Source organism: Nocardiopsis sp. NPDC057823 (assembly GCF_042797335.1).
Classification (GTDB): domain Bacteria; phylum Actinomycetota; class Actinomycetes; order Streptosporangiales; family Streptosporangiaceae; genus Nocardiopsis; species Nocardiopsis changdeensis.
The window spans coordinates 114,232-137,635 of record NZ_JBHVLR010000017.1; the positions used below are offsets into that span (position 1 = coordinate 114,232).

A 23,404-nucleotide genomic window follows, 5' to 3' on the forward strand; every position below is an offset into this window, starting at 1 on the left:
CGGACACGGATTCGAAGGAGGAACCGATGACAGCACCGGGACGAGGCCTGTCGGCCTTCCCTGAGGGCATCAGGAGGAACGGCTCGCGGATCTACGACGCGGCCGACTACACGGACGAGCTCATCGCCCACACCCGCGCCGCGCGCGAACCGCTCGGCGTCCCGTGGGGGACCAAGGGCGAGTACGCGGAGCAGATGCAGAAGAACATCGGCGAGGCGGAGGAGGTCCTGTACACCCTGCTGGACCTCATCGCCGTGGCCCAGCGCCAGGCCGCGGACGGGACCCTCGACATGGGCGGCAGCTTCCAGGGGACCGAGGACGCCAACATCGACCTCGGCGGGACCTTCACCCCCGGAGGACGCAGATGAGCCCGAACCCCGCCTCCGGGGCCCCCGTCCCCGAGGAGGCGCCGGGCGCGGCCGCCCGGCCCGCCCCGGCCTCCGCGGCGTCCGCCGCGGAGGACTTCGGCGCGGCCCTCAACGGCGGGGCCCCCGCCGCCGAGCAGGCCGCCGAGAGGGCGGCCGGACAGGCCGCCGCGGCGGCCCCGGCCCCGGAGGCCCCCCGGGAGCAGGAGGACCCCGGCCCCGAGGGCCCCGCCCGCCGGGTGGGCTCGGTGGTCGGCGCCGACCGCGAGGCCGCCGCCGAGGCGGAGCCCGCGCTGGACCGGCCCGGGGCGCCGATGCTGGCGGGCGCCGCCATCGCCGGGCTGATCCTGGTCGCGGCGCCCTTCGCCGTGGTGACCGGCACCGGCGGGGGCCCGGTGTCCCTGGACGTCATGGCGGGCGGCGAGCCGGTGTCCCCCGCCCTCTCCGGGCAGGCGCAGTCCGGCGCCCAGGCCGGCGGGCAGGCGGGTGGACAGGCCGGCGGCGACACCGGGAGCGGCCAGTCGGTGCCGGCGGGCGGGGAGGGTGGCGGCTCCCCCGTCACCGACACCGCCCCCGACACCGGCTATGTCCCGGAGGTCCAGCCCGACCTGCGCGCCCCCACCATGCCCGACCCCGGCGACACGGTCGGCGGCTCCGCCGTGCAGACCTCCACCCCCGACCGGGGGTCCGCTCCGGAGGCCGGACCGCCCGCCGCCGAGGGCGCGGAGGCGGACACCGGCGCGGTGGCCGCGGCCGACGGCACCGGCGACACCGCCGGGGACCCCGCCTCCGACACCGCCGGAGACGGCGGGGACTCCGCCGGGGAGGCGGGCACCGACACCGGCACCGAAGCCGCGGCGGATCCCCCCGCGGGGGAGGACACCGCCGGAGCGGAGAGTGGGACCCCCTCCCAGGAGGGCGACGCCGCGGACGGGGCGGCCGCGGGCGCCCAGGAGGGCCGCGGCGAGGAGTCCGCGGCCGAGGCGTTCTCCGACACGGGCTCCGCCGGGGACGGTACCGGGCAGACTGCGCCGCAGGACTCCGGGGACGCCGCGCAGAACGCGAACGCGGCCGACCCCGCCGGGCCGCAGGACCCCGGGGTCCCCCAGGACCCGAGCGCCGCGAACGGCGGGGACTCCTCCGTCCTGGGGGGCGTCGCCGAGCGCTTCGCCCCCGCCGACGGCTCCTACCTCGCCGTGGCCGGACCCGGCTGCCCGGCGCTCCCCGGCGCCTCCTACGGCCACGAGGGCCGGTGGGGCGGAGCCGAGGACGCGAACGAGGGCTGGGCGACCCGGCCCGGGGGCTACGGGGGCGAGGGGTGCGCGGGCGAGTACGACGCCCTCCCCGTGTCCGGCGACCCCGAGCAGGGGAACGGGCAGTACGCGGTGTGGTCCTTCGTGCCCGGGCGGGAGGGCGTCTCCTGCGAGCTGTACGTCCACGTCCCCGACGACGAGAGCCCCCTGTGGCTGGCCCCCGGCGAGGCCCGGTACCTGATCCGGCCGGGCGTGGGCACCGAGCAGCCGCCCGTGGCGGTGTTCGGCTTCGACCAGTCACAGGTCCGCGGCGGCTGGGTCCAGGTCACCGGCTTCGTCACCCCCGCCGCGGAGTTCACCGTCGAACTGACCAACGCGGGCGCCGACCCCCTGGCGGCGCAGGAGGGCGCGAGCGCCCACGTCGCCGCGTCGGCCGTGCGCGCCTCCTGCCCCTGATACCCCGGCGGGGCGGCCCTGCGGGCCGCCCCGCCCTCCCCCACCCGGGCCGCGGCGCGGCCGGACGAACAAGGAAGGCACCGATGAGCAGGCAGCTCCTCACCGTCAACCCCGGCGCCCAGGGAGCGCACGAGACGATCACCGCGGCGCTGGAGGAGGCCTCCGGCGGCGCGCTGATCACCATCGCGCCCGGCAGGTACGAGGAGAGCCTCGTCCTGCGGGAGGTCGTCACCCTGGTCGCCCGCGACGGCCGCGGGAGCGTGGAGGTGATCAGTCCGTCCGGGAGCGCCGTGCTCTCCGGCGCGGAGGCGGTCAAGCTCTCGGGGCTCGTCCTGCGCGGCCGCGACGAGGAACGGCCCACGGTGGACATCCCCGCGGGCCAGGTCGAGATGGCCGACTGCGAGGTCGTCGGCGCCTCGTGGGCCGCGGTGTCGGTGCGCGGGACGGGCGCCGTCGCCATGCGCGACAGCCGGGTGAGCTGCGCCGGGGGCGCCGGGGTGGTCATCGTCTCCCCCGGGCTCAGCCTCATCGAGGAGTGCGTGGTCGAGGACGTCGGGACCAGCGCCCTGGTCATCGGGGAGCAGGGGCGGCCGACGGTCCGGTCCTGCGTGTTCCGCGACGCCGGGGGCAACGGGCTGTTCGCCAGCGGTGACGCCTCGGGCACCCTGGAGGGCTGCGAGATCACGGCGACCGGCAAGCCCGGCGTGGCCCTGGAGGACGGGGCCGCCACGACCCTGCGCGGCCTGTACGTGCACCGCACGGAGAAGGACGGCATCGCCCTGTCCAGCCAGGCGCGCCCGGTGGTCGAGGACTGCACGGTCGAGGAGGTCGGCGGCGACGGGATCGTGGTCCGCGGCAGCTGCGACCCCCAGGTGGCCCGGACCCGGTCGGTGCGCGTGAAGGGCGCCGGGGTGCACGTCACCGAGCGGGCCCGGGGCGTGTTCACCGACTGCGAGGTGGAGGAGTCCGAGGGGGGCGCGGTCCGCTCCGGGGGGCGCGCGTCCACGGCGTTCCTGGGCCTGCGGGTGCGGGGCGGCCGCGGCCTGCTGCTGGCCGAGGACAGCGTCGTGGAGTTCGACCGCGGCGAGGTCGGCGGCACCGGCGGCCACGGCATCGTCATCACCGGCGGGGCGCCGTTCCTGCGGGGCATGGCGGTGTCGGACACCGACGGGCACGGGGCCCTGCTGGAGGGATCGGCCCGCGGCCGGCTGGAGGGGATGACCTTCGAGCGGACCCGCAGCGCCTCCGTGGCGGTGCGCGAGGGCGGCCGCCTGGAGCTGGAGGGGGCGCGCATCGCGGAGAGCCGCGACGCGGGCGTGGCCGTGGGCCCGGACGGCGAGGCGGATCTGCGCGACTGCGAGGTCTCCGCGTCGGCGGGGGACGGGGTGTCGGTGCGCGGCGGCAGCCGCGCGACGGTGCTGCGCACCCGGGTGCGGGAGGGCAGGCGCAACGGCGTGCTGCTGGCCGCCGGTGCGCGGGCCACCCTGCGCCGGTGCGAGGTGTTCGGCAACCGCGCCGACGGCGTGCTGGTCCACTCCACCGAGGAGGTGGTGGTGGAGGACTGCACGGTGCGCGACAACGGGCGTTCGGGGCTGCGCCAGACCGTGGCCAGCGAGCAGGCCCGCACCGAGGACCTGTTCAGCCAGGGCAACGGCTCGCCCGACGCGTTCGGCGAGCAGGCGGGCACCGCCGTCCCCCTGGCGCCGCTGCCGGAGGAGGAGGGCGCGGGCGGGGAGGAGGCCGCCGCCGGCCCGATGCTGGAGCTGGACGCCCTGATCGGCCTGGGCAACGTCAAACAGGAGGTGCGGACCCTCATCACCCGCAACCAGATGGCGCAGCGGCGGGCGGAGATGGGCCTGCCCACCCCGCCGATGAGCCGCCACCTGGTCTTCGGCGGCGCGCCCGGCACCGGCAAGACGACGGTCGCCCGCCTGTACGGGCGCATCCTGGCCGAGCTGGACGTGCTGCGCTACGGGCACGTGGTGGAGGTGGCCCGGGCCGACCTGGTCTCGCAGTACGTGGGCGGGACCGCGATCAAGACGACCGAGGTGTTCGAGCAGGCCAAGGGGGGCGTCCTCTTCATCGACGAGGCGTACACCCTCTCCAGCGGCGGAGACGGGGGCAAGGGCCCCGACTTCGGCAAGGAGGCCATCGACACGCTGGTCAAGCTGATGGAGGACCACCGCGACGAGGTGGCGGTGATCGTCGCCGGGTACACCGAGGACATGGACCGCTTCCTGGCGGCCAACCCCGGCCTGGCGTCGCGGTTCAGCAAGACCATCGAGTTCGTCAACTACGAGGTGGGCGAGCTGGTGGAGATCGTGCGCCGGCTCTGCGAGGGGCACAGCTACCGGCTGGCCCCGGAGACGGAGGCCGCCCTGGCGGGGATGTTCGAGAGGATGCCCAAGGGGCCGAACTTCGGCAACGCCCGCGAGGCCCGCAAGGTGTTCGAGGAGATGATCGACCGCCAGGCGAACCGCCTGGGCGCCTCCTCCCCCGAGGACCACGAGTCGCTGACCCTGCTGCTGCCGGAGGACCTGGGGGCGGGGGCGGTGGAGGAGGACTCCCCCGCCGACCGCGACCGGCAGATCACCGAGCTGCGCGAGGAGCTGGACGCCCTGGTGGGCCTGGCGCAGGTCAAGGACACCGTCAACGACCTGGCGAACCTGCTGCTCATGGCGGAGCAGCGCAGGTCGATGGGGCTGCCCGTGTCGTCGATGAGCCACCACCTGGTCTTCACCGGTCCCCCCGGTACCGGTAAGACCACGGTGGCGCGCCTGTACGGGAGGCTGCTGCACACGCTGGGGGTGCTGCCGGGCGACCACGTCGTGGAGGCCGCCCGGTCGGACCTCGTCGGGCGCTACGTCGGGCACACGGCCCAGCTCACCGCGGAGGTGTTCGAGCGGGCCCGGGGCGGTGTGCTCTTCGTGGACGAGGCCTACACCCTCACGCCCAAGGGGGAGGGCAACGACTTCGGCCAGGAGGCCGTGGACACGCTGCTGAAGCTGATGGAGGACCACCGCGACGAGGTCGCGGTGATCGTCGCCGGGTACCCGGCCGAGATGGACCGGTTCATGGACTCCAACCCCGGTCTGGCCTCCCGGTTCAACCACCGGGTGGAGTTCCCGTCCTACGACGACGGCGAGCTGGTCACCATCGTCACCCGCATGGCGGCGTCCTCGGGGTACGAGTGCGGGCCCGAGACGCTGGCGGCGCTCGCGGCGCACTTCGCCACGGTGGAGCGGGACGGCTCGTTCGGCAACGCCCGTTACGCCCGGCAGGTGCTGGAGCGGATGATCACCCGCCAGGCGGGCCGCCTGGTGGGGCTGGGCGCCTCGGCGACCCGGGAGGACTTCACCGCGCTGCTGCCCGCCGACGTGCCCTGACCCGCACGGCACCGCCCCGGCGCACCGTCCGCGCCGGGGCGGTCTCATGCCCGGGCCGCGCCGAAGGGCCCTGCCGGGGCCCGGCGGAACGGGGCGGCGGCGGTCCCGGCGCCCGGCGGCCCTCCCCGGGGAGCGCGGCGGCGGTCTCGGCGCCCGATGGGCCCACCCGGGCGGGCGTCGGCCCGGTGATCCGCCCCGGGAGCGCGGAACAGGGCGTCGGCGGCCCCGACACCCGGCCCACCCGCCCGGGGGTCAGCCCGGCGGTGGGCCGCCGGGGGCGCGGGCCGTGTGTTCGAGGACGCGGATCGCCAGCTGCACCCGGTTGGTGACGTGCAGCTTCGCGTACAGGTTGCCGAGGTGGGTCTTCACCGTCGCCACGCTGAGGCCGAGCTCCTCGGCGATCTCGGCGTTGGTCCGGCCCTCGGCGACGAGCCGTCCGACCTCCCACTCCCGCGAGGTCACGTACCCTGGCGGTCCTGCGGGGTCCGGGTCCGCGGCCTCCGCCGCCCCGCCCCCGGCCCCGCCGTTGGCCGCGGCCAACGCCACGAGCCGGGACAGGACACCGGGAGAGAACACCGGTCGGCCGCGCGCCGCGTCGTGGATCGCCGTCACCACGGTCTCCGGCGGGGACTCCTTGAGCAGGAACGACACCGCGCCCCCGCGCAGCGCCTCCAGGAGGTAGTCGTCCGTGTCGAAGGCGGTCAGGACGATGACGCGCGCCCGGGAGCCCGCCGCCCGCAGCTCCCGGACGGCCTCCAGACCGTCGGTGCCGGGCATGCGCACGTCCATGAGGACCACGTCCGGGTCCAGCGCCGCGACCTGGGCCACCGCCCCCGCCCCGTCCGATGCCTCGCCCACGACGGCGATGCCGTCGGTGCCGTCGACCATCAGCCGCAGGCCGGCGCGCATCAGCGCCTCGTCGTCCACGATGAGCACCCGCACGGCGGGCTCTTCCGAGCCCCCGGTCAACGCCGCCACGGGACCCTCACCTCCACCTCGAACCGGTCGCCCACGCCACCGTACCCGGTGGTGCCCCCCAGCAGCTGCGCGCGCTCGGCGACACCGATGAGCCCGAGCCCGGTGCCCTGGGCCGGGGGCGCGCCGCCGGCCAGGGGGTTGGAGGCGCGCACCGACAGCTCGTCGCCCTCGCGGGCGAACACGAGGGTCACCGGCTCCCCCGGCGCGTGCTTGCGCGCGTTCATGAGCAGCTCGGAGGTGATCCTCGCCAGCGACACGGCGGTCGTGGGGGACAGCGATCCGAGGTCTTCGGGGGCCAGCCCGTGCCATCGCGCCTCGACCGGCCGTCCGGCGGCGCGCGCCTCCTCGATCAGGTCGGTGACGGCCCCGGGGGCGGGCAGCGGCGCGGTGTCGGGGTGCGACGGGCCGTCGTCCCCGACGGCCCGCAGCGCCGAGAGCACCTCGCGCAGGACGCCGTTCGCGTCCGCCGCGGCGTCCCTGACCGTGCGGGCCGCCTCGCTCATCCGGTCCGGCGGCAGGTCGGAGCGGTAGGCCAGGGCGCCCGCGTGCATGGCGATGATCGCGAGCTGGTGGGAGAGGCCGTCGTGCATGTCCCGCGCGATGGCGTTGCGCTCCTCGGCGCGGGTCCGGGCGATGTCGGCGCTGCGGCCGCGCTCCGTCGCGACCCGGGCGCGCTCGGCGGCCTCGGCCCGCTCCTCCAGGCTGGCCAGCAGCGCCTCCCGCGTGCCCAGGGCGTAGCCCCACAACAGCGGGACCGCCGTGCAGAGCGCGAGGGCGGGGACCACGAAGAGCAGGGGCTCCTGCGGGATCCCGGTGAGGTCGGCGTAGAGCCACGAGAACGCCGTGCCCGCGCCCACCGTGCCCGCCATGACCAGGCCGGCCAGGGGGTAGGAGCGCCGGGCCCCCAGCCGCACGATCGCGACGGCACCCGCGGGCAGCGCCCAGGTGCTGACGATCCCGGCCAGGATGAGGAGCACGTTGCCGGCCGTGGACCGGCGGACGGGTCCCACGGCGATGCAGGCGACCAGGCCCACCAGTGCGTCCACCAGCGTGAACGCGAGCATCGTCACGGGGTGGCGCGGCTCCAGTTCCTCGAGCTGGAAGCCGAGCACCATGAGGAAGAGGAACGGCCCCACCAGGCTGCACAGCACCGAGACCAGCACGGCGCGGACCCAGGGGCGTCTCCGGCGCGCTCCGGCCCGGTGCGCGGCGGAGCCGGACGCCGGGGTCTCGGATTCGGTCACGCCGCCATCCTAGGGACGGAACCGAGCGGACGGATCAACCGTTCGGCTGAGGCGCCTCCTCCCCTCGGCCGAGGCGCGCACCTGGTCCGAACGCACGATCCGCATTCCGGCGCGGGCCCGCACTCTGAGGGCATGACCACAGAAACCGCTCCCCCGCCGCCCCCGCACCTGCGCCCGCCCACGGCGCTGCCGTACCACCGGCTCACCCGCCTCGAACGCCGCACGTCCCGGTGGTGGCGGCCGCTGACGACCGTCGCCGTGGCCTTGGCCGTGTTCGTCGTCCTCATCCTCCTGGCCTCCGGGGCCCTGATGCTGGCCTCGCTGCTGGTGCCATGGCTGCCCGAGCCGTCGGACCTCGACACCTTCGCTCTGGACAACCCGACGGACATGCTCCTCACCTTCGGGATGCTGGCCCTGATGATCCCGGCGGTCCTCCTCGGCGCGCGCTGGGGCGGCGGCCGCTCGCGGATCCTGCATTCGGTGGCGGGCCGGCTGCGCTGGTCGATGATGCTCAGGGCGGCCGCCGTCCTCGTACCGCTCTACGCGGCCGTGTACTGGGGCTCGTTCCTGCTCGACCCGCCGGACGACGCCGCGGTGCCGCGGTTCGACGCCATGCTCGTCGCCGGGCTCGCGGTCTGCGTCGCGCTGGTGCCGTTGCAGTGCGCGGCCGAGGAGTACGCGTTCCGGGGCCTGCCGCAGCAGGTCCTGGGCACCTGGCTGCGCTCGCCCCTGTGGGGGATCGTGCTCCCGGTGCCGCTGTTCATGCTCGGGCACGGCTACGACTGGGTGGGCCAGGTGGACATCGCGGTCTTCGCGCTGTGCATGGGCTTCCTCGTGTGGAAGAGCGGGGGCCTGGAGCTGGCGATCGCCGTCCACACCGCGAACAACCTGACGCTGCTCCTGGCGGCGCCGTTCAGCCCCTCGTCCCTGGACCAGGGCGCGGTGGACCCCGCCACCCTCCTGATCTCGGTGCCGCTCACCCTCGTGTCCACCGCCGGCCTGGCCCTCTGGTTCTCACGCGTCCACGGGCTGCGGCCGTTCGAGCCGCTCCGGGGGACGGGCGGGGCGCAGACCGTCCCCGCTCCCGACGCCCTCCCTCGCGAGGCGCGGCCGCCCCGTCCCTCTGAGCACATGTGCCGGTAGCGCCCCGCCCCGGTGGCCGGACACGGTGCCCCGCCCCGCTCTCCCCCGGGGCGCGGGCACCGTCCGCCGTTCAGGGGGAGGGCACGGCCCCGGGGGCCGCGGACACCCCCTCCGCGGGGCGTCGGCGGAGGCGCCACAGGCGGGTGCCCGCCACTGCGGCACAGACCAGGGCGGCCGAGACCAGCAGGACCAGTTCGGCGGGGACGCCGTAGAACCGCTGCAGCCAGGTCCCCTCCCGTCCGCCCATCACGAACGTCACCGCCGGGTCGAAGGCGGCCAGGGCCAGCGGCGGCAGGGCGTAGGGCGCCAGGCGGACCGCCGCCCGCCACCGGGGCCGGCCCGCGCGGGCCGCCGCCCAGGCCGGGGCGCGCAGCACCCCGCGCACGCCCAGGGCGAGCACCGCGAGGGTGGCCGCGCCCAGGACGGCGTCCACCTTCCACAACACCGAGTCCGCCGGGGCGGGTGTCCGCCCCTCGGTCAGGTCGATCAGCCCCTCGGCCAGGGCCCAGGTGTCCTCCTCGGTGAGCGCGATGCCGACGTTGGTCAGGACGGCCACTCCGTACCCGGTCTCCGGGACGAGGACCTGGTAGGCGGTGTGCGTGGAGTTCGTGCCGCCGTGCCAGACCTGGACCCGGGACGCCCCGTCGGCGGGGCCGCGGCGCATCCAGCCGAGCCCGGTGCGCCCGTTGGGCGCGGAGGGCGTGTGCGCCTCCTCCACCGTCTCCGGCGAGACGACGCGGGGCCCGCCCGGGACGGCGCCGCCGTTGAGGTGGAGCAGCAGCCAGCGGGCCATGTCGTCGGCGGTGGAGATCATGTCGCCCGACCCGGTGGCGAAGTGCGCGGGCTCGGCCACGGGCAGGTTCAGGCCGTAGGCGCGGAAGTGGCCGGGCGCCGTCCGGGCCCCGTCGGAGGCCGACCGGGTGTCGGCCATCCCGGCCGGGGCCAGGACGGCGCGCTCCAGGTACGCGGTGAAGGGTTCGCCGGTGACGGTCTCCACCAGGCGGGCCGCGACGTGGTAGTTGGGGTTGTGGTAGTTCCACTCCCGGCCCGGGGCCGCGGCGAGCCGGGCTCCGGACAGGCGGTCCACGGCCTCGGCGAGGGTGGCGGGTTCGGGGCCGTCGGGCAGGCCGAGGTCGTGCAGCCCCGAGCTCTGGTCGAGGACCTGGCGGACGGTGATGTCCGCGCCGCGGGGGTCGGCGGTGGCGAACCCGGGCAGGTGCTCGCGCACCGGGTCGTCGAGGTCCAGGGCCCCCTCCTCGACCAGGCGCAGGACGGCCAGCGCCGTCATGGACTTGCTCAGCGAGGCGACGGGCAGCGGGGTGTCGGTGCGCAGCGGGCGGCCGTGGCCGTCGCGGCCGTGGGCGCCGGTGTGCACGACCCGGTCGCCGTGGACCACCGCGAAGGCCGCGCCGGGCAGGCCGGTGCGTTCCAGGTGGTCGGCGACGAAGGCGTCCAGTTCGGCGGGGGCGGGTCCGGCCGGGGCCGCGGAGGCCGGGGGCGCCGGGGCCAGGACGGCCAGGCAGGCCAGGGCCGCGGCGGCGAGGGCGGTGCTCTTGAAGGGCATGCGGAGGACGGTAGGTCCCGGGCCCGGGGGCGGGCCTCCCCCGAACGGGTGCGGGTGGGGCGGGCGACCGGCACTTTCGGGTGAGGCGGCCGGGGCCGGGGCGCGCGTAGCCTGGGCCGGTGCACAGAGGACGAGGGCCCGACACGCTTCGGGCGGGACTGCTGGCCGCGGCGACCGCGGCCGCGTGCGCGTTCCCGGTGACCGATCCGTCCGCCCTGCCCTGGCCCTCGCTCGCGGTGGCGGCGGCCGCCGCGGCCGCGGGCCGGTGGGGCCCGTACGGGCGCCCGGGGGCGGTGCTCGCCGGGGTGTGCGCCGCGGCCTGGCCGGCGGCGGCGCTCGTGCGGGGGGCCGACCCGACGCTCACCGCCGCGCAGGCCGGGTTCGCGGTGCTGTGCACGGTGCTGCCGTGGCTGGTGGGGCGTGCGCTGCGGTACCGGTCGGAGGTCACCGACCTGGGATGGCGCCGGGCCGAGCTGCTCGAACGCGAACGCGCGCTGGTGGCGGCCCGGGAGCGCGCCCGGACCCGGGAGCGGATCGCGGCGCGCATGCACGACTCCCTGGGCCACGACCTCAGCCTGCTGGCGGTCCGGGCCGGGGCCCTGGAGGTGGCCGAGGGCCTGTCGCCGCAGGATTACCGGCGCGGCGCCGCGGAGCTGGGCGCCGGGGCCATCGGCGCGGTCGAGCGGTTGCAGGAGATCATCGGCCTGCTCGACGGGCCCGCCACGGACCCCGACGGCCCGGCCGAGCACGGGGCTCCCGGGGCCGCCGACCGATCCGGCACGGAGACCGACGGCACGGCGCAGCACCGGGCTCCCGGGACCGCCAGCGGGTCCGCCCCGGGCGGCGGGCTCCCCGGGTCCGGCGAAGCGGTCGGCCCCGACGTCCTGGAGAAGCTGCTGGCGGGGGCGCGCGGCGCGTCGGTGGAGGTGTCGGCGGCCGGCGCGGAGCTGTGGGAGGACATGGCGCCCCCGGTGCGCGTCCTCGCGCACGCCGTGGTGCGCGAGGCGCTGACCAACGCGGTCAAGCACGCCCCCGGCGCGGCGGTGGCCGTGGACACCTCCCGGACGGGGGACGGCGGGTTCGCCGTGGCGGTGCGCAGCGCCCCCGGCCGGGGCGGCCCCGCACCGGCCTCGGGCGGGCGCGGGCTGGCCGGGCTGCGCGACCGGTTGGCGGCCGCGGGCGGTGTGTTCGAGGCCGGGCCCGGGGAGGACGGCGGTTTCCGCGTGGCGGCCCGGCTTCCCGCGCGGCCGGACCCCGTGCCCGGACCGGGCGGTTCGGAGTCCGACCGGCGGCGCGGAGCCGCGCGCCGGGCCCGGCGCGCGGCGGTGCAGGCCGCCGCCGTCCCGGCCGCGCTGCTGCTGCTCGTGGTCCTGGCCTGGTCCGGGTACTACGCGTCCGCGTCGGCGCGGGCCGTGCTGCCGCCGCCGGTCTACGCCGGGCTGGAGGTCGGCGCGCCGCGTTCCGCGGTGGAGCCGCTGCTGCCGCCGCGGACCATGCTCGACCCGCCCGAGGTGGTGGCGCCCTCCGGCTGGGAGTGCGTCCACTACCGCTCCGGCACGGGGTGGCCCGGGAGCGCGGGGCGCGCGTACCGGCTGTGCTTCGCGCAGGACCGGCTGGCCGCCAAGGACGAGGTACCGCTCAACGGGGAGGGGACGCGATGATCCGGGTGCTGCTGGCCGACGACGAATCGCTGATCCGGTCGGGCATCGCGGCGATCCTGGGCTCCGACCCAGGGATCACCGTGGTGGGCGAGGCCGCCGACGGCCGGGAGGCGGCCGACCTGGCCGCGCGGGAGCGCCCGGACGTGGCGCTGCTGGACATCCAGATGCCGGGGGTGGACGGGTTCGCCGCGATCGAGGCGGTGCGCGCGGCCTCCCCGGCCACGGCGGTGGCGATGCTCACCACCTTCGGCCGGGACGAGTACGTGGCCCGGGCGCTGGACGGCGGGGCGAGCGGGTTCCTCCTCAAGGCCTCTCCCCCGCGCGAGCTGCTGGCCGGGGTGCGGGCGGTGGCGGCGGGCGGCGCCGTGCTGTCGCCCAAGGTCACCGGCCGGGTCATCGAGGGCTTCCGGCGGCGCCGGGGCGCGGACGCCCACGCCCGGCTCGACACCCTCAGCCCGCGCGAGCGCCAGGTGCTGGCTCAGCTGGGCTCGGGGGCCTCCAACGCCGAGATCGCGCGCACCCTGCACCTGGCCGAGGACACGGTCAAGACGCACGTCAGCGCGGTGCTGGCCCGGCTGGGGGTGCGCAACCGGGTGCAGGCGGCGATCATCGCCCACGACGCCGGGCTCTCGGAGACCGCGCGCGACTAGGCTGACCGTGTGAACGACCCGGATGTCGCCCGCCTGCTGGTGCGCGTGATCAACATCAGCAACCGCCTGGCGCGCTACGCCGCGCACGAGACCGGGGAGCGGACCTCCCCGGCGACCTGGCGGGCGCTGAGCGTGCTCCAGGAGAAGGGGCCGCTGCGGCTGGGCGTGCTGGCCGAGTTCTGCCGGGTGCGCCAGCCCACGATGACGGTGATCGTGGAGTCCCTGAACGCTTCGGGGTACGTGCTGCGGCGGCCGGACCCGGCGGACGGGCGGGCGCACCTGCACGAGCTGACCCCGGCGGGCGCCGAGGCGCTGGACGACTGGCGCCGCCGGGTCGGCGAGGCGCTGCTGCCGCTGTTCGACGACCTCTCCGAGCACGAGCGCGCCCTGCTGGCCGACGCGGTGGCGCTGCTGGACGGGCGGTTGCGGCGCGGCGAGGGCTGACCGGCTCCCCCGGTGCGCGCCGGGGAATGCGCGGGGATTAACATAGGTTACCTATATGAATTCCCGTGAGGGCCCCGACCGCAAGGCCGCCGTCCTCCCCACCGGAACCCGTGAAGGAGCCGTATCCCCATGGTGGCGGAGACCGCAACACCCACCGTGTCCACCCCGGAGGCGCCGTCCCTCCTCAGGCAGCCGCGGGCCGTCTGGGCCGTGGCGTTCGCCTGCGTGATCGCGTTCATGGGCATCGGGCTGGTCGACCCGATCCTGCCCGCGATCTCGCGCAGCCTCGACGCCACCCCCACCCAGACCTCGCTGCTGTTCACCAGCTACCTGGTGGTCACGGGCCTGGCCATGCTCGTCACCAGCTGGGTCTCCAGCCGCCTGGGCGCCAAGCGGACGCTGCTCGCGGGGCTCGCGCTGATCGTCGTGTTCGCCGCGGCCGCCGGCTCCGGGGACACCGTGGAGGCCGTCATCGGGTTCCGCGCGGGCTGGGGCCTGGGCAACGCCTTCTTCATCTCCACCGCCCTGGCCACCATCGTCGGAGCCGCCAGCGGCGGATCCGCCGCCGCGATCGTGCTCTACGAGGCGGCGCTGGGCCTGGGCATCGCCACCGGGCCGCTGATGGGCGGGCTGCTGGGCGGCGTCAGCTGGCGCGGTCCGTTCTTCGGCACCGCGGTGCTGATGGCGGTCGGATTCCTCACCATCGCCGTGCTGCTGCGCGGGGACACCGTCCCCAAGGGCGACCCGGTGCCGCTGTCGGCTCCGTTCGCCGCGCTGCGGGTGCCCGGGCTCCTGGTGCTGTCCCTGATCGCGCTGTTCTACAACATCGGGTTCTTCGCCCTGCTGGCCTACACCCCCTTCCCGCTGGGCCTGGACGAGACGGGGCTGGGCCTGGTCTTCTTCGGCTGGGGCCTGGGCCTGGCGGTCACCTCGGTGTTCGGCGCGCCGCTGCTGACCCGGCGGCTGCCGCGCACCGGCGTCCTGTGGGCCACCCTGCTGCTGCTCGCGGCGGACCTGGTGGCGGCGGGCGCCCTCATCGGTTCGCGGCCCGGGCTGATCACCTGCGTCATCGTCGGCGGGCTGCTGCTGGGCGTGCTCAACACCGTGCTCACCGAGTGCGTCATGGAGGCGAGCGACCTGCCCCGGTCCGTGGCGTCCTCGGCCTACTCCGCGGTCCGCTTCCTGGGCGGCGCGGTCGCCCCGCCCGCCGCATCGGCGATCGCGGTCGCCGTCTCCCCCGGTGCCCCGCTCTACGCGGCCGCCGGATCGGTGGCGGTGGCCGCGCTGATCGCCCTGGCCGGCCGCCGGGTCCTGCGGCGTGTGGACGACGGCCCCGAGCCCGCGGAGGTCGAGGCCGAGGCCATCACCCGCGGCGCCTGACCTACCCCGCCCGGCCCACCGACTCCAGGGCCCTGCGCAGCAGGTCGGCGGGGTCGGCGGCGTCCGGGTTCAGCAGGGCCGCGGTCTCCTCGGTCGGCTCGCCCAGGACGGCGTCCACCACGGCGAACTCGTCGAGGGGGCGCCCGTAGTAGACCTGGAAGTGGTCGCGGTAGTGCATCTCGGGGTCCGGATGGAAGAGGCCCTCCAGCAGCCACCCGGAGCCGTCCTCCATGTCGCCGGGGACACCGGTGCCCCACCGGTCCGACCCGTCCCGCCACCAGATCAGCGCGCTCACCGAGAGCGGGTCGCCGCCGTTGAAGCCGGGGTCGGCGAGGATGTCCGCGAACTCCGCTGGCAGGGCGTCGACGGTCCCCGGCCGGTGCTCCCCGTCGTTGGCGTAGGGGCTCATCGGCGACTCGTGGTCGAAGCAGCGGATCACCGCGGCCGTGTCGGAGAAGGCGATCGCGTAGTCGTCCCCTCCCCCGTTGGCCATGGTCGCCAGATCCCACCCGGGGCGCCGGCCGGTGCGGAAGGCGTGCTTGCGGTAGGGGCTGTCCGGGGCGATGAGGAACTCCAGCAGCGCGATCCTGCGGGAGAGGTCCCGCACCCGGTCGGGCGCGGGCAGGCGGCGGGCGGTCTCCGGTGCGTTCATGCGGGCCATTCAACCCCGCCCCGGTGACACGCCGCCCCCGGCGCCCGCCCGGGGGCGGGCGGGCGCCGGGGCGCGGGTCAGCCCTGGACGGCGGGGATGACGCTGCCGCCGAACTCCTCCTCGATGAACGCCGCGGTCTCGGCCGAGGTGAGCAGCTCCACCAGGGTGGCGATGCGCGGGTCGTCGGCGTTGTCGGCGCGGGCGGCCAGGATGTTCACGTACGGGTTGTCCTCGAAGGCCTCCAGCAGGATGGAGTCCTCCTGGAAGTCCAGCCCCGCCTCCTGGGCGTAGTTGTTGTTGACGATGGCGGCGTCCACGTCGTCCAGCGAGCGCGGCAGCTGGGCCGCCTCGACCTCGCGGAACACCAGGTCCTTGGGGTTGTCCTCGACGTCGTCCAGGGAGAAGGTCGCGGCGTCGGCGTCCTCGGAGAGGGTGATGAGGCCGCCCTCCTGGAGCAGGAGCAGGGCGCGGAACTCGTTGGTGGGGTCGTTGGGCAGCGCGACCTCCGCGCCCTCGGGCAGGTCGTCGACCGCGTCGACGGTGCGGGAGTACAGCCCCAGCGGCGGCAGGTAGACCTGCTCGACGGCGACCAGGTCGGTGCCGTTGCCCTCGTTGTACTCCAGCAGGAACGGCTCGTGCTGGTACAGGTTGACGTCCAACTGCCCCTCCGCCAGGGCGGCGTTGGGCGCGATGTAGTCGGAGTACTCGACGATCTCCAGGTCGAGGCCGGCGTCCGCGGCGAGCTCGGCGTCGACGAACCCGAGGATGTCGCCCGCGGGGACCGCGGTGGCGCCGACGGTGAGGACCTCGGTGCCCTCCGCGGGGGCGGCCGCGTTCTCGGAGGGGGCGCCGCAGGCGGCCACCGCCAGGACGGCGGCGGCGGTGGGGGCGGCGAGGGTCAGGCGGCGCATCGTCGGGGTCCTTTGCACGGTTCCGGTCGGTTATTTCCTACTTATCCGACCTTAAATCAGGACTAACCGCCGCCGCGACCGCGCGCGGACTTCTGTGACAAACCGCACGGATGGGTACTTTTCCGGCGTTCCTCCAGGTTACCGGCCCCTCAGACGGCCTCCCGCCGCTGGAGGTAGGAGAACGCCCCCCACCCCGGCAGCACCGGGAACCAGAACGTGAGCACCCGGAACAGCAGCACCGCGGGCAGCGCCACCGCCGCCGGGACCCCCGCCACCGTCGTCAGCCCGCCGATGAGCGCGGCCTCCACGGCGCCCAGCCCGCCCGGGGTGGGTGCCGCCGAGCCGACCGCGTTCCCGGCCAGGAAGACCACGGCGACCGCCACCAGGCTCACCTGCGCGGCGTCCGGGGCGAACGCCAGCACCGAGAAGTACAGGCACAGGACGAACGCCACCGTCAGCAGCACGGTCCCGCCCAGCCCGATCGCCAGGGAGGCCGGCCGTTGCAGGGTGTCCAGCAGCCGGGGCAGTACCCCGCGCAGGTAGGGCCGCACCCGGTCGGCGATCGCCCGGCGCAGCCGCGGCGCCAGCAGCACCGCCGCGACGAGCACGGTGACGGCGATCGCGATGGTCACCACCGTCGGCGAGGGTGTGAACCCCGTCCAGTACGAGGTCCCGGTCAGGTAGGCGCACACCAGCAGCAGCGGCACGTGCACCAGCAGCCCGACCAGCTGGCCGAGCCCGACCCCCGACAGCGCCAGCGGGGTGGACGCCCCGGCCTTGATCGCGAACCGGGTGTTGACGGCGATCGACCCCAGCCCCGCCGGGGCGGCGATGCGCACGAACGACGCCGCGTACTGCACCAGCACGCTGCGCCACCAGGGCAGCCTGACCGGCACGAAGCCGATGAGCACCATCGCCGCCGCGACCATGCACACGGTGGACATCGCGAACGCGGCCAGCGCCCACCCCGGGTCGGCCCGGCCGACGGCGCTCAGGTCCACGCCGGTGAGCTGGTAGAGCAGGACCAGGCCGACCACGGTGGCGACGATGACGCTGACCACGGTGCGCGGCCGCATCCGCTCCACCCGCGCCGGTTCGGCGGGGGCCTCGGGGGCGACCTCGACCACCGCCTCGCGCAGCCGGCCGATGAGCCCCTTGCGGGCGCGCAGCGCGCGGCGCAGCGGGTAGGGCAGGCCGGGCGGTTGCAGGAACGGCAGGATCGCGGCGGTGGCGGGCACCCCCAGGGCGCGCACGGCGGAGGCGACGGCGCGTTCGGCGCCCACCCGGGTGGCCAGCAGGGCGACCAGGGCGGCGGAGTCCAGGGAGACGGTCAGGGGCGGCGCGGCCACCGAGCCGCGGCCCACCCCGGTGAACACGATCCCCCCGTGCTCCAGGTCGGTCCCGACGGTGGCCCCGTGCAGGTCGCCGTGGGCGATGCGGTGCCGGTGCAGCCGTCCCAGCGCCTCCCAGCAGCGGTCGAGCAGGGCGTCGGTGAACTCCTCCTCGGCCAGGTCGTCCAGGGGCCGGACCCCGGGCAGCTCGCGGACCAGCAGGACGGTGCCGGGCCGGGGCTCGCCGACGGCCAGCACCCGGGGGGTGGCCACCCCGGCGTCGCGCACGGCGTGGGCCATGAGGGCGGCGTGCTCGGCGCGGCGGCGCACCCCGTAGAGCATGCGGGGGGCGAAGGGGCCGCGCAGCAGCAGCAGGTCGCGCAGCCGCCGCCAGAACCCGGCGGTGTTCTCGGAGCCGAGCACGACGGCCTCGGCGCGCCCGCCGTCGGCCAGTTCGACCAGGTGGCGGGGGTCGCCCTCGGGGTCGGTCCCGGCCGGGACCACGTCGGCGGGCTCCAGGCCGAACCGGCGCAGCTCGGCGCGGATCGCGTCGTCGGCGGGGGGCGGGGTGCCCGCGCCGACGGCGTAGCCGAGCAGCCCGGCGCAGGTGGCGCCGGCGACGGCGGTGAGCAGCAGGGCGGGCAGGCTGGTGACCCCGGCCAGCAGGGCGCAGGCGGCCGCGGTGGCGGTGGCGGCCCACAGCAGGGAGCGCACGCGGGGCTGGCCGGCCGGCATGGTGAGGAGGTAGGCCAGGGCGGCGGCGACATAGCCCAGGGTGGCGCCGGTGAACAGGTCGCCGGGGGCGCCGGGCAGGCCCGGGGGGACCCGGTCGGGGCCGATGAGCGTGTACAGGACCGCGTTGACCAGGGAGGTGAGCGCGTAGGCGGCGACGGCGGCCGCGCCGGCCCGCAGCAGGTCGCGCAGGGCCCCGGTGAAGAGGGTGATCAGGACCGAGGCGCAGACCAGGACGATGAGGGCGAGGTTGGCGCCCAGCGCGGCGAGGAAGAGCGGTCCGGTGGGCAGCAGGGAGCGCAGGGCGTCGGGGCCGGCCTGGCCGTCGGTGGCGGCCCGGGCGGCGAGCAGGATCACCGCGATCACGCACAGTCCGCCGACCCCCACGAGGAGGTCGACGGGTCTGCGCGGAGCGCGCACTGTGGTGGGTCCGGGGGACGGGGCCCCCGTGGCGGTCGTCGTCACCCCACCAGCCTGCCCGACGGCGGGAGTGCACGGGCACCGGGACGGGGGCGTTTCGCGCGGTCCGTTCGGCGCCTCCCGGCCGCCCCGGCGCGCGGCGCCCCGGAGACGCGGACGGGGCGCCCGGCGGGCGCCCCCGTGCCCGGGGCCGTGTCGGGCCGGACGGCCTCGGGCCGGGCCGTGTCAGGCCGGCGGGGGCAGCAGTCCGCGCCGGTAGGCCGGGACCAGGTTGCGCGGTACGAGGTACTCGCGCCCGCCCAGGGTGAGGGGCACCAGGTCGGGGGTCTTCGCCCGCCACTGCGAGCGGCGCGTGCGGGTGTTGGCGCGCGACATCCTGCGCTTGGGTACGGCCATCGTGTCCTGTCCTGGAATGTTCGGCGGCGGGGCCCGCGGGCCCCGCCGTCACCGTTTCTCTTACTTGTTGTAGCGGCGCTTGAAGCGCTCGACGCGGCCAGCGGTGTCCACGACGCGGGCGTTGCCGGTGTAGAACGGGTGGCTCGCGCTGGAGATCTCGACGTCGATCACCGGGTAGGTGTTGCCGTCCTCCCACTCGACGGTCTTGTCGCTGGTCCGGGTGGACCGGGTGAGGATGGCGAAGTCGCCGGCGCGGTCGCGGAAGACGACGGGCCGGTAGTCGGGGTGGATGCCCTTCTTCATGTCCGTGTGCCCTTTCCGGGGTCGGGGTGCGTGTACGCGGTGGCGGCCGGGGTGCGGCGCGGGGTCAGCGCTCTTCCCTGAAGTCGACGTGGCGGCGGACCACCGGGTCGTACTTGCGCAGGGTGAGGCGGTCGGGGTTGTTGCGCCGGTTCTTGCGGGTCACGTAGGTGTATCCGGTCCCGGCCGTGGACTTGAGCTTGATGATGGGGCGGACGTCGTTGCGCGCCATGGGACTCTCCTTCACCTGTGGACTGCGGGGCCGCTGTGCACCCTAGAAGGAAATGATAACCGTTTTTATTTCCTCCGCGCGACGCGAGTCCCGCCTGCGGGCAATTGGTTACTCTGTGTGGTTATCTCATCACTATTGGAGAGATTCGTCGCGAGCGCGACACACCCCCGGGAGGGGACCATGCCCGACCGCACCCGGCCGACCGCCGCGGCCGCACCCGCCGTGTCCCGGCGCAGCCTGCTCTGCGCCGCGGGCGCGGGGACCCTGGCCGCCGCCCTGGGCGGAACGCCCGTCCCGGCCCTGGCCGCCCCCGACGACGGGGCCCCGGGGTTCACCGAGGTCCCGGTGACCCGCACCGACCGGGTGACCGTTCCGGCCGGGTACACCGCCCGCGTCCTGCTGCCCTGGGGCGCGCCGATCGCCCCGGGCGGGCCCGCCTGGCTGCCCGACGCCTCGAACACCGCCGCCCACGCCGGGCAGCAGGTCGGCACCGGGCACAGCGGTCTGCACTACCTGCCGCTGGGCCCCTCCCGCGAGGGCACCCGCAACGGTGTGCTGGTGCTCGGGCACGCCGCGCTGGACCCGGCGCTGCTGCACCCCGACGGCGGCCGCGCCGACACCGCCGAGCGCGCCGCCAAGGAGATCGCCTCCCTGGGGGCGACCGTGGTGCGGGTCGAGCTGTCCGAGGGGCGCTGGCGGATGGCGCGCGACGAGCTCAACCGGCGGATCACCGCCGACACCCCCGTGGTGTTCTCCGGCCCCCTGGCCGGGCACGGGGCCCTGGACACCGGGGCCGAACCGCTGGGCACCACCGGAGGGTCCGCGTACGCGGCCACCCCCTGGCACACCTACCTGACCGGGGAGGACGCCTTCGCCGACGCCTTCGGGACCCGGGACCCCTCCTGGCGCCCGCGGCCCGACCACGAGGCCTACGGGCTGGCCGCGGACTCCGCCCGCGGCTGGCACCGGCACCTGTCCCGGTTCGACCTGGCCCGCACGCCCGGGGAGGCCGACCGGTTCGGCTGGGTGGTGGAGATCGACCCGTTCGACCCGCAGGGCCCGCCCGCCAAGCGCACCGCGCTGGGGCGGCTGGGGCACAGGGGGCTGGTCGTCGCCCGATCGCTGGGGCGCCCGGTGGTGTACATGACCGACGACGCCCACGTGTACAAGTTCGTCGCCGCCCGCCCCTGGAGGGAGGTGCGCGGACCGTCCGCGAGCCCGCTGGACGAGGGCGCCCTGTACGCGCTGCGGCTGGACGCGGACGGGACGGGGACCTGGCTGCCGCTGGCCCACGGCCGTACCGGGCTGACCGCCCGGGACGGGTTCGCCGACCAGGCCGCCGTGCTGCTGCGGGCCCGCCGGGCGGCCGCCGCGGTGGGGGCGACCGGGTTCCGGGGGCCGGGGCGCCCGGCGGTCCACCCCCGCACCGGGGAGGTGTACCTGCCCGAGGCCGGAGAGGGCGGCGGCGGCCGGCTGCTGGCCTGGACCGAGGGGTCGATGGACCACGCCGCCACCGTCCTGGCCTGGCGGGAGTTCGCCCGGGCGGGGCAGGGCACGGGGTTCGCCTCGCCCGGCGGGGTGTTCTCCGGGGCGGACGGGCGGCTGTGGATCACCACCGACGTGACCGGCCTGGGCAGGGAGGACGGCCGCGAGCAGCTGGGCAACAGCGCCCTGCTGTGCGCCGACCCGGACACCGGACGGGTGCGCCGCTTCATGACCGGACCGCGCGGGTGCGGGATCGCGGGGGTGGGCGCCACCCCGGACCAGCGCACCCTGTTCGTGGCGGTGCGCGGGCCGGGATCCTCCGACGCCCGCTGGGGCGAGCCCACCGCGGAGGACCCGCGGGCGGTCGGCAACTGGCCAGGGTTCGACCCGCAGGGCCGCCCCCGCTGCGCGGTGGTGGCGGTGCGCAAGGACGACGGCGGGACCGTCGGCACCTGACCGGCGGGGGCGGGCGTCAGACCTCGCGGCCGGGCAGGGCCCGCCAGTACTGGCGGTGCTCCCGGTCGCGCACCACCAGGCCCCGGTCGGCCAGCGCGGCGCGCAGCTCGGCGGCGTCGTCGGCGTCCTTGCGCTCCAGGGCCTCCTGGCGGGTGCGCAGCAGCGCCTGGGTGCGGGCGTCCAGGTCGGGGGTGCCGTCCAGCCAGCGCTGGAACGCGTCGGCGTGCGGGTCGCCCTCGGACCACGCGTAGCCGTGCGCCTCGAAGGCGGCGCGCAGCCGCTTCGCCTTGTGGTCGGTCCGGGCCCGCACCGCCTCGGCGGTGCCGGCGTCCAGGACCACCAGCTCCCGGCCGTCAAGGAAGGCGGTCCCGAAGCGCTCGCGCGGGACTTCCGCGGTCTCCCCCGAGGCGGTGACGCGCACGGCCTCCCCGTCCACCTCCACCGTGATGACCTCGTCGTACGACATCAGCGCCAGGAAACACCCGGCCACCACGCCGATGACCGTCAGGACGGCGGTGAGGATCGGCCCGCTCACCCCCGCCAGCAGTTCGAGTTTGTCCGCCCCCGGGAGGAACGGCAGGGCCAGGACCCAGTCGGGCAGGGCGAGCAGCCGGCCCGGGAGCAGGGACAGCAGGCCGCCCGCGGCCGCTCCCAGCGGCAGGAGGACGCCCCACACGGACAGGTGGTAGGCCGCACCGTGGCGGACGACGGCGGGCGGGGCGGGGGGCTGGGCGGTCACGTTCACTCTTTCCTCGGTGTTCACGGTGTCCCTCCTCGGCGGGGTCGGCGGCGGGCGACCGGGCGGCCGTCGCGCACGACCAGGGCGGCCCGGCGCAGGGAGCCGGGGTCGGTGCGCGGGTCGCCGCGCACGATCAGCAGGTCGGCGGGGGCGCCGGGGGCCAGCGGGGCCCCGGCGCCCAGGGTGCGGGCGGGCCCGGTGGTGGCGGCCGCCAGGGCCTGCGCCGGGTCCAGGCCGCAGGCGGCCAGCAGCTCGATCTCGCGGACCAGGCCCGCGCCCGGGCGCACGGCGGGCATGCCGCTGTCGCTGCCCGCCAGCACGGTGCCGCCCGCCTCGTGGAACTCCAGGACGCGGCGGCGCAGGGTCCGTGCGGTGTCGGCGTCCAGCGCCGCCTCGGTGACGGCGAGGGTGGGCGCGAGGGTGACCCCGCGCGCCACCATGGCCTCCAGCATCTCGGCGGGCCAGCCGGCCAGCGGCCCGCGCGGCTCCAGGTGCTGGAGGTGGTCGACCCCGGCCTCCAGCAGTTCGGCCAGGTCCGGCAGGGTCCCCCAGTGGGCGACCACGGGGACGCCGTGCCGGTGCGCCTCGTCCGCGATGGCGGCCAGTACGGGCGGGGCGATCGGCTCCAGCGACCGCCGGGCGGGGTCGCCCCGGTCCTGGACGACCTTGACCACGTCCACGGGGTCGTCCCCGCCGGCCAGTGCCGCGACCTGTTCGCGGGCCTGGCCGGGGCTGCGGGGGACGCGGACCCAGTCGTCGCCGGGCGAGGCGCCGATGGTGGCGACCGGGTGGCCGCCCGGCGCGGTGAAGAGCGGTCCGGCGATGCGCACGCGCGGGCCGGGCAGGGTGCCGTCCGCGGCGCGGCGGCGCAGGTCGTGGACCCAGGTGTTCTCGTCGCCCAGGCTGCACACGGTGGTGACGCCGTGGGCGAGGAAGGCCCGCCGCTTGCCCGGCTGGAAGCGCAGGTGGTCGGCGATCGCCCGGACCGTGGCGAGCGGGCCCCGGCCGTCGGGGGCGCCCAGGTGGACGTGGGTGTCCACCAGGCCGGGCAGGACGGTGCACCCGGGCATCGGGACCTCGCGGGCCCCGGCGGGGACGGAGGCCGCGCCCACGGCGGCGATCCGGCCGCCCTCGATGACGACGGCGCCGTCGAGCGGCGCCAGGTCCTCGCCGGCCAGCGCGGTGACCCGTGTCAGCGCCACGGTTCCGGATTCCATGGACCCTCC

The 23,404-nt window shown here is 76.5% G+C and carries 20 protein-coding genes; 9 read left to right on the forward strand and 11 right to left on the reverse strand.

From position 1 onward, the window contains the following. The first annotated feature begins 26 nt into the window (after window positions 1-26). From ACFVNO_RS24030 to ACFVNO_RS24040, 3 genes are all read left to right on the forward strand, one after another. Window positions 27-368 (forward strand): hypothetical protein, encoded by a 342-nt coding sequence (locus ACFVNO_RS24030; protein ID WP_355264928.1) that lies wholly within the window; start codon window positions 27-29, stop codon window positions 366-368. Beyond that, the gene (locus ACFVNO_RS24035; protein WP_378895870.1) at window positions 365-2,074 is read left to right on the forward strand and encodes a hypothetical protein; all 1,710 of its coding nucleotides are present in this window, start codon (window positions 365-367) and stop codon (window positions 2,072-2,074) included. The genes ACFVNO_RS24030 and ACFVNO_RS24035 overlap by 4 nt, the downstream gene beginning before the upstream one ends. Before the next feature lie 83 nt (window positions 2,075-2,157). Then, window positions 2,158-5,460, forward strand: a complete 3,303-nt coding sequence (locus tag ACFVNO_RS24040; protein WP_355264933.1) for a right-handed parallel beta-helix repeat-containing protein — start codon at window positions 2,158-2,160, stop codon at window positions 5,458-5,460. Window positions 5,461-5,712: 252 nt separating this feature from the next. On the opposite strand, the gene ACFVNO_RS24045 is transcribed toward ACFVNO_RS24040, so the two are convergent. Both ACFVNO_RS24045 and ACFVNO_RS24050 read right to left on the reverse strand, forming a co-directional pair. After that, window positions 5,713-6,438 (reverse strand): response regulator, encoded by a 726-nt coding sequence (locus ACFVNO_RS24045; RefSeq protein ID WP_378895873.1) that lies wholly within the window; start codon window positions 6,436-6,438, stop codon window positions 5,713-5,715. Continuing rightward, window positions 6,426-7,682: a histidine kinase gene (locus ACFVNO_RS24050; protein ID WP_355264939.1), complete on the reverse strand. Its 1,257-nt coding sequence runs from the start codon at window positions 7,680-7,682 to the stop codon at window positions 6,426-6,428. Before ACFVNO_RS24050 ends, ACFVNO_RS24045 begins: the two co-directional genes overlap by 13 nt. A 132-nt stretch (window positions 7,683-7,814) precedes the next feature. On the opposite strand from ACFVNO_RS24050, the gene ACFVNO_RS24055 reads away from it, so the two are divergent. Continuing rightward, a complete protein-coding gene (locus tag ACFVNO_RS24055) occupies window positions 7,815-8,825 on the forward strand; it encodes a CPBP family intramembrane glutamic endopeptidase (protein WP_378895876.1) in 1,011 nt (336 codons plus the stop codon). A 70-nt stretch (window positions 8,826-8,895) separates the two neighbouring features. Here the strand turns inward: ACFVNO_RS24055 and ACFVNO_RS24060 are convergent, their stop codons facing one another. After that, entirely contained in the window at window positions 8,896-10,389 is a 1,494-nt protein-coding gene (locus ACFVNO_RS24060) for a serine hydrolase domain-containing protein (protein ID WP_378895877.1), read from the reverse strand. A 119-nt stretch (window positions 10,390-10,508) separates the two neighbouring features. Between ACFVNO_RS24060 and ACFVNO_RS24065 the strand changes: the two genes are divergently transcribed. The 4 genes from ACFVNO_RS24065 to ACFVNO_RS24080 all read left to right on the forward strand — a co-directional run bounded on the left by ACFVNO_RS24065 (window position 10,509) and on the right by ACFVNO_RS24080 (window position 14,524). After that, on the forward strand, window positions 10,509-12,050 hold the full coding sequence (locus ACFVNO_RS24065) for a sensor histidine kinase (RefSeq protein WP_378895879.1): 1,542 nt from the start codon (window positions 10,509-10,511) through the stop codon (window positions 12,048-12,050). Continuing rightward, a complete protein-coding gene (locus tag ACFVNO_RS24070; RefSeq protein WP_355264951.1) occupies window positions 12,047-12,700 on the forward strand; it encodes a response regulator transcription factor in 654 nt (217 codons plus the stop codon). Before ACFVNO_RS24065 ends, ACFVNO_RS24070 begins: the two co-directional genes overlap by 4 nt. Before the next feature lie 9 nt (window positions 12,701-12,709). Beyond that, on the forward strand, window positions 12,710-13,144 hold the full coding sequence (locus ACFVNO_RS24075) for a MarR family winged helix-turn-helix transcriptional regulator (protein ID WP_220562016.1): 435 nt from the start codon (window positions 12,710-12,712) through the stop codon (window positions 13,142-13,144). Between the two features lie 129 nt (window positions 13,145-13,273). Further along, the gene (locus ACFVNO_RS24080; protein ID WP_220562017.1) at window positions 13,274-14,524 is read left to right on the forward strand and encodes an MFS transporter; all 1,251 of its coding nucleotides are present in this window, start codon (window positions 13,274-13,276) and stop codon (window positions 14,522-14,524) included. Between the two features lies 1 nt (window position 14,525). Here the strand turns inward: ACFVNO_RS24080 and ACFVNO_RS24085 are convergent, their stop codons facing one another. From ACFVNO_RS24085 to rpmG, 6 genes are all read right to left on the reverse strand, one after another. Next, a complete protein-coding gene (locus tag ACFVNO_RS24085) occupies window positions 14,526-15,176 on the reverse strand; it encodes a hypothetical protein (protein ID WP_355264955.1) in 651 nt (216 codons plus the stop codon). A 77-nt stretch (window positions 15,177-15,253) separates the two neighbouring features. Further along, window positions 15,254-16,087 carry a MetQ/NlpA family ABC transporter substrate-binding protein gene (locus ACFVNO_RS24090; protein ID WP_355264958.1) on the reverse strand — a complete coding sequence of 278 codons (834 nt, stop codon included), beginning with the start codon at window positions 16,085-16,087 and terminating at the stop codon, window positions 15,254-15,256. Between the two features lie 149 nt (window positions 16,088-16,236). Then, entirely contained in the window at window positions 16,237-18,615 is a 2,379-nt protein-coding gene (locus tag ACFVNO_RS24095) for a lysylphosphatidylglycerol synthase transmembrane domain-containing protein (RefSeq protein ID WP_355264961.1), read from the reverse strand. A gap of 180 nt (window positions 18,616-18,795) precedes the next feature. Further along, window positions 18,796-18,966, reverse strand: a complete 171-nt coding sequence (rpmF, locus tag ACFVNO_RS24100) for a 50S ribosomal protein L32 (RefSeq protein ID WP_355264964.1) — start codon at window positions 18,964-18,966, stop codon at window positions 18,796-18,798. A 60-nt stretch (window positions 18,967-19,026) separates the two neighbouring features. Continuing rightward, window positions 19,027-19,269 carry a type B 50S ribosomal protein L31 gene (locus ACFVNO_RS24105; protein ID WP_220562021.1) on the reverse strand — a complete coding sequence of 81 codons (243 nt, stop codon included), beginning with the start codon at window positions 19,267-19,269 and terminating at the stop codon, window positions 19,027-19,029. Window positions 19,270-19,333: 64 nt separating this feature from the next. After that, window positions 19,334-19,498, reverse strand: coding sequence for a 50S ribosomal protein L33 (gene rpmG, locus ACFVNO_RS24110; RefSeq protein WP_220562022.1), 165 nt, complete (start codon window positions 19,496-19,498; stop codon window positions 19,334-19,336). Between the two features lie 180 nt (window positions 19,499-19,678). Between rpmG and ACFVNO_RS24115 the strand changes: the two genes are divergently transcribed. Continuing rightward, a complete protein-coding gene (locus tag ACFVNO_RS24115) occupies window positions 19,679-21,439 on the forward strand; it encodes an alkaline phosphatase PhoX (protein WP_355264968.1) in 1,761 nt (586 codons plus the stop codon). A gap of 16 nt (window positions 21,440-21,455) precedes the next feature. On the opposite strand, the gene ACFVNO_RS24120 is transcribed toward ACFVNO_RS24115, so the two are convergent. Both ACFVNO_RS24120 and ACFVNO_RS24125 read right to left on the reverse strand, forming a co-directional pair. Then, the gene (locus ACFVNO_RS24120; protein ID WP_378895886.1) at window positions 21,456-22,178 is read right to left on the reverse strand and encodes a hypothetical protein; all 723 of its coding nucleotides are present in this window, start codon (window positions 22,176-22,178) and stop codon (window positions 21,456-21,458) included. Window positions 22,179-22,198: 20 nt separating this feature from the next. Next, window positions 22,199-23,395, reverse strand: coding sequence for an amidohydrolase family protein (locus ACFVNO_RS24125; protein WP_378895888.1), 1,197 nt, complete (start codon window positions 23,393-23,395; stop codon window positions 22,199-22,201). Window positions 23,396-23,404 lie beyond the last annotated feature (9 nt).

Bases quoted from the DNA above. Each gene is read 5' to 3' on its own strand.
- ACFVNO_RS24030 (WP_355264928.1), top strand. From the start codon at position 27: ATGACAGCACCGGGACGAGGCCTGTCGGCCTTCCCTGAGGGCATCAGG.
- ACFVNO_RS24035 (WP_378895870.1), top strand. From the start codon at position 365: ATGAGCCCGAACCCCGCCTCCGGGGCCCCCGTCCCCGAGGAGGCGCCG.
- ACFVNO_RS24040 (WP_355264933.1), top strand. From the start codon at position 2,158: ATGAGCAGGCAGCTCCTCACCGTCAACCCCGGCGCCCAGGGAGCGCAC.
- ACFVNO_RS24055 (WP_378895876.1), top strand. From the start codon at position 7,815: ATGACCACAGAAACCGCTCCCCCGCCGCCCCCGCACCTGCGCCCGCCC.
- ACFVNO_RS24060 (WP_378895877.1), bottom strand. From the start codon at position 10,389: ATGCCCTTCAAGAGCACCGCCCTCGCCGCCGCGGCCCTGGCCTGCCTG.
- ACFVNO_RS24070 (WP_355264951.1), top strand. From the start codon at position 12,047: ATGATCCGGGTGCTGCTGGCCGACGACGAATCGCTGATCCGGTCGGGC.
- ACFVNO_RS24080 (WP_220562017.1), top strand. From the start codon at position 13,274: ATGGTGGCGGAGACCGCAACACCCACCGTGTCCACCCCGGAGGCGCCG.
- ACFVNO_RS24085 (WP_355264955.1), bottom strand. From the start codon at position 15,176: ATGAACGCACCGGAGACCGCCCGCCGCCTGCCCGCGCCCGACCGGGTG.
- ACFVNO_RS24090 (WP_355264958.1), bottom strand. From the start codon at position 16,087: ATGCGCCGCCTGACCCTCGCCGCCCCCACCGCCGCCGCCGTCCTGGCG.
- rpmF (WP_355264964.1), bottom strand. From the start codon at position 18,966: ATGGCCGTACCCAAGCGCAGGATGTCGCGCGCCAACACCCGCACGCGC.
- ACFVNO_RS24105 (WP_220562021.1), bottom strand. From the start codon at position 19,269: ATGAAGAAGGGCATCCACCCCGACTACCGGCCCGTCGTCTTCCGCGAC.
- rpmG (WP_220562022.1), bottom strand. From the start codon at position 19,498: ATGGCGCGCAACGACGTCCGCCCCATCATCAAGCTCAAGTCCACGGCC.
- ACFVNO_RS24115 (WP_355264968.1), top strand. From the start codon at position 19,679: ATGCCCGACCGCACCCGGCCGACCGCCGCGGCCGCACCCGCCGTGTCC.
- ACFVNO_RS24125 (WP_378895888.1), bottom strand. From the start codon at position 23,395: ATGGAATCCGGAACCGTGGCGCTGACACGGGTCACCGCGCTGGCCGGC.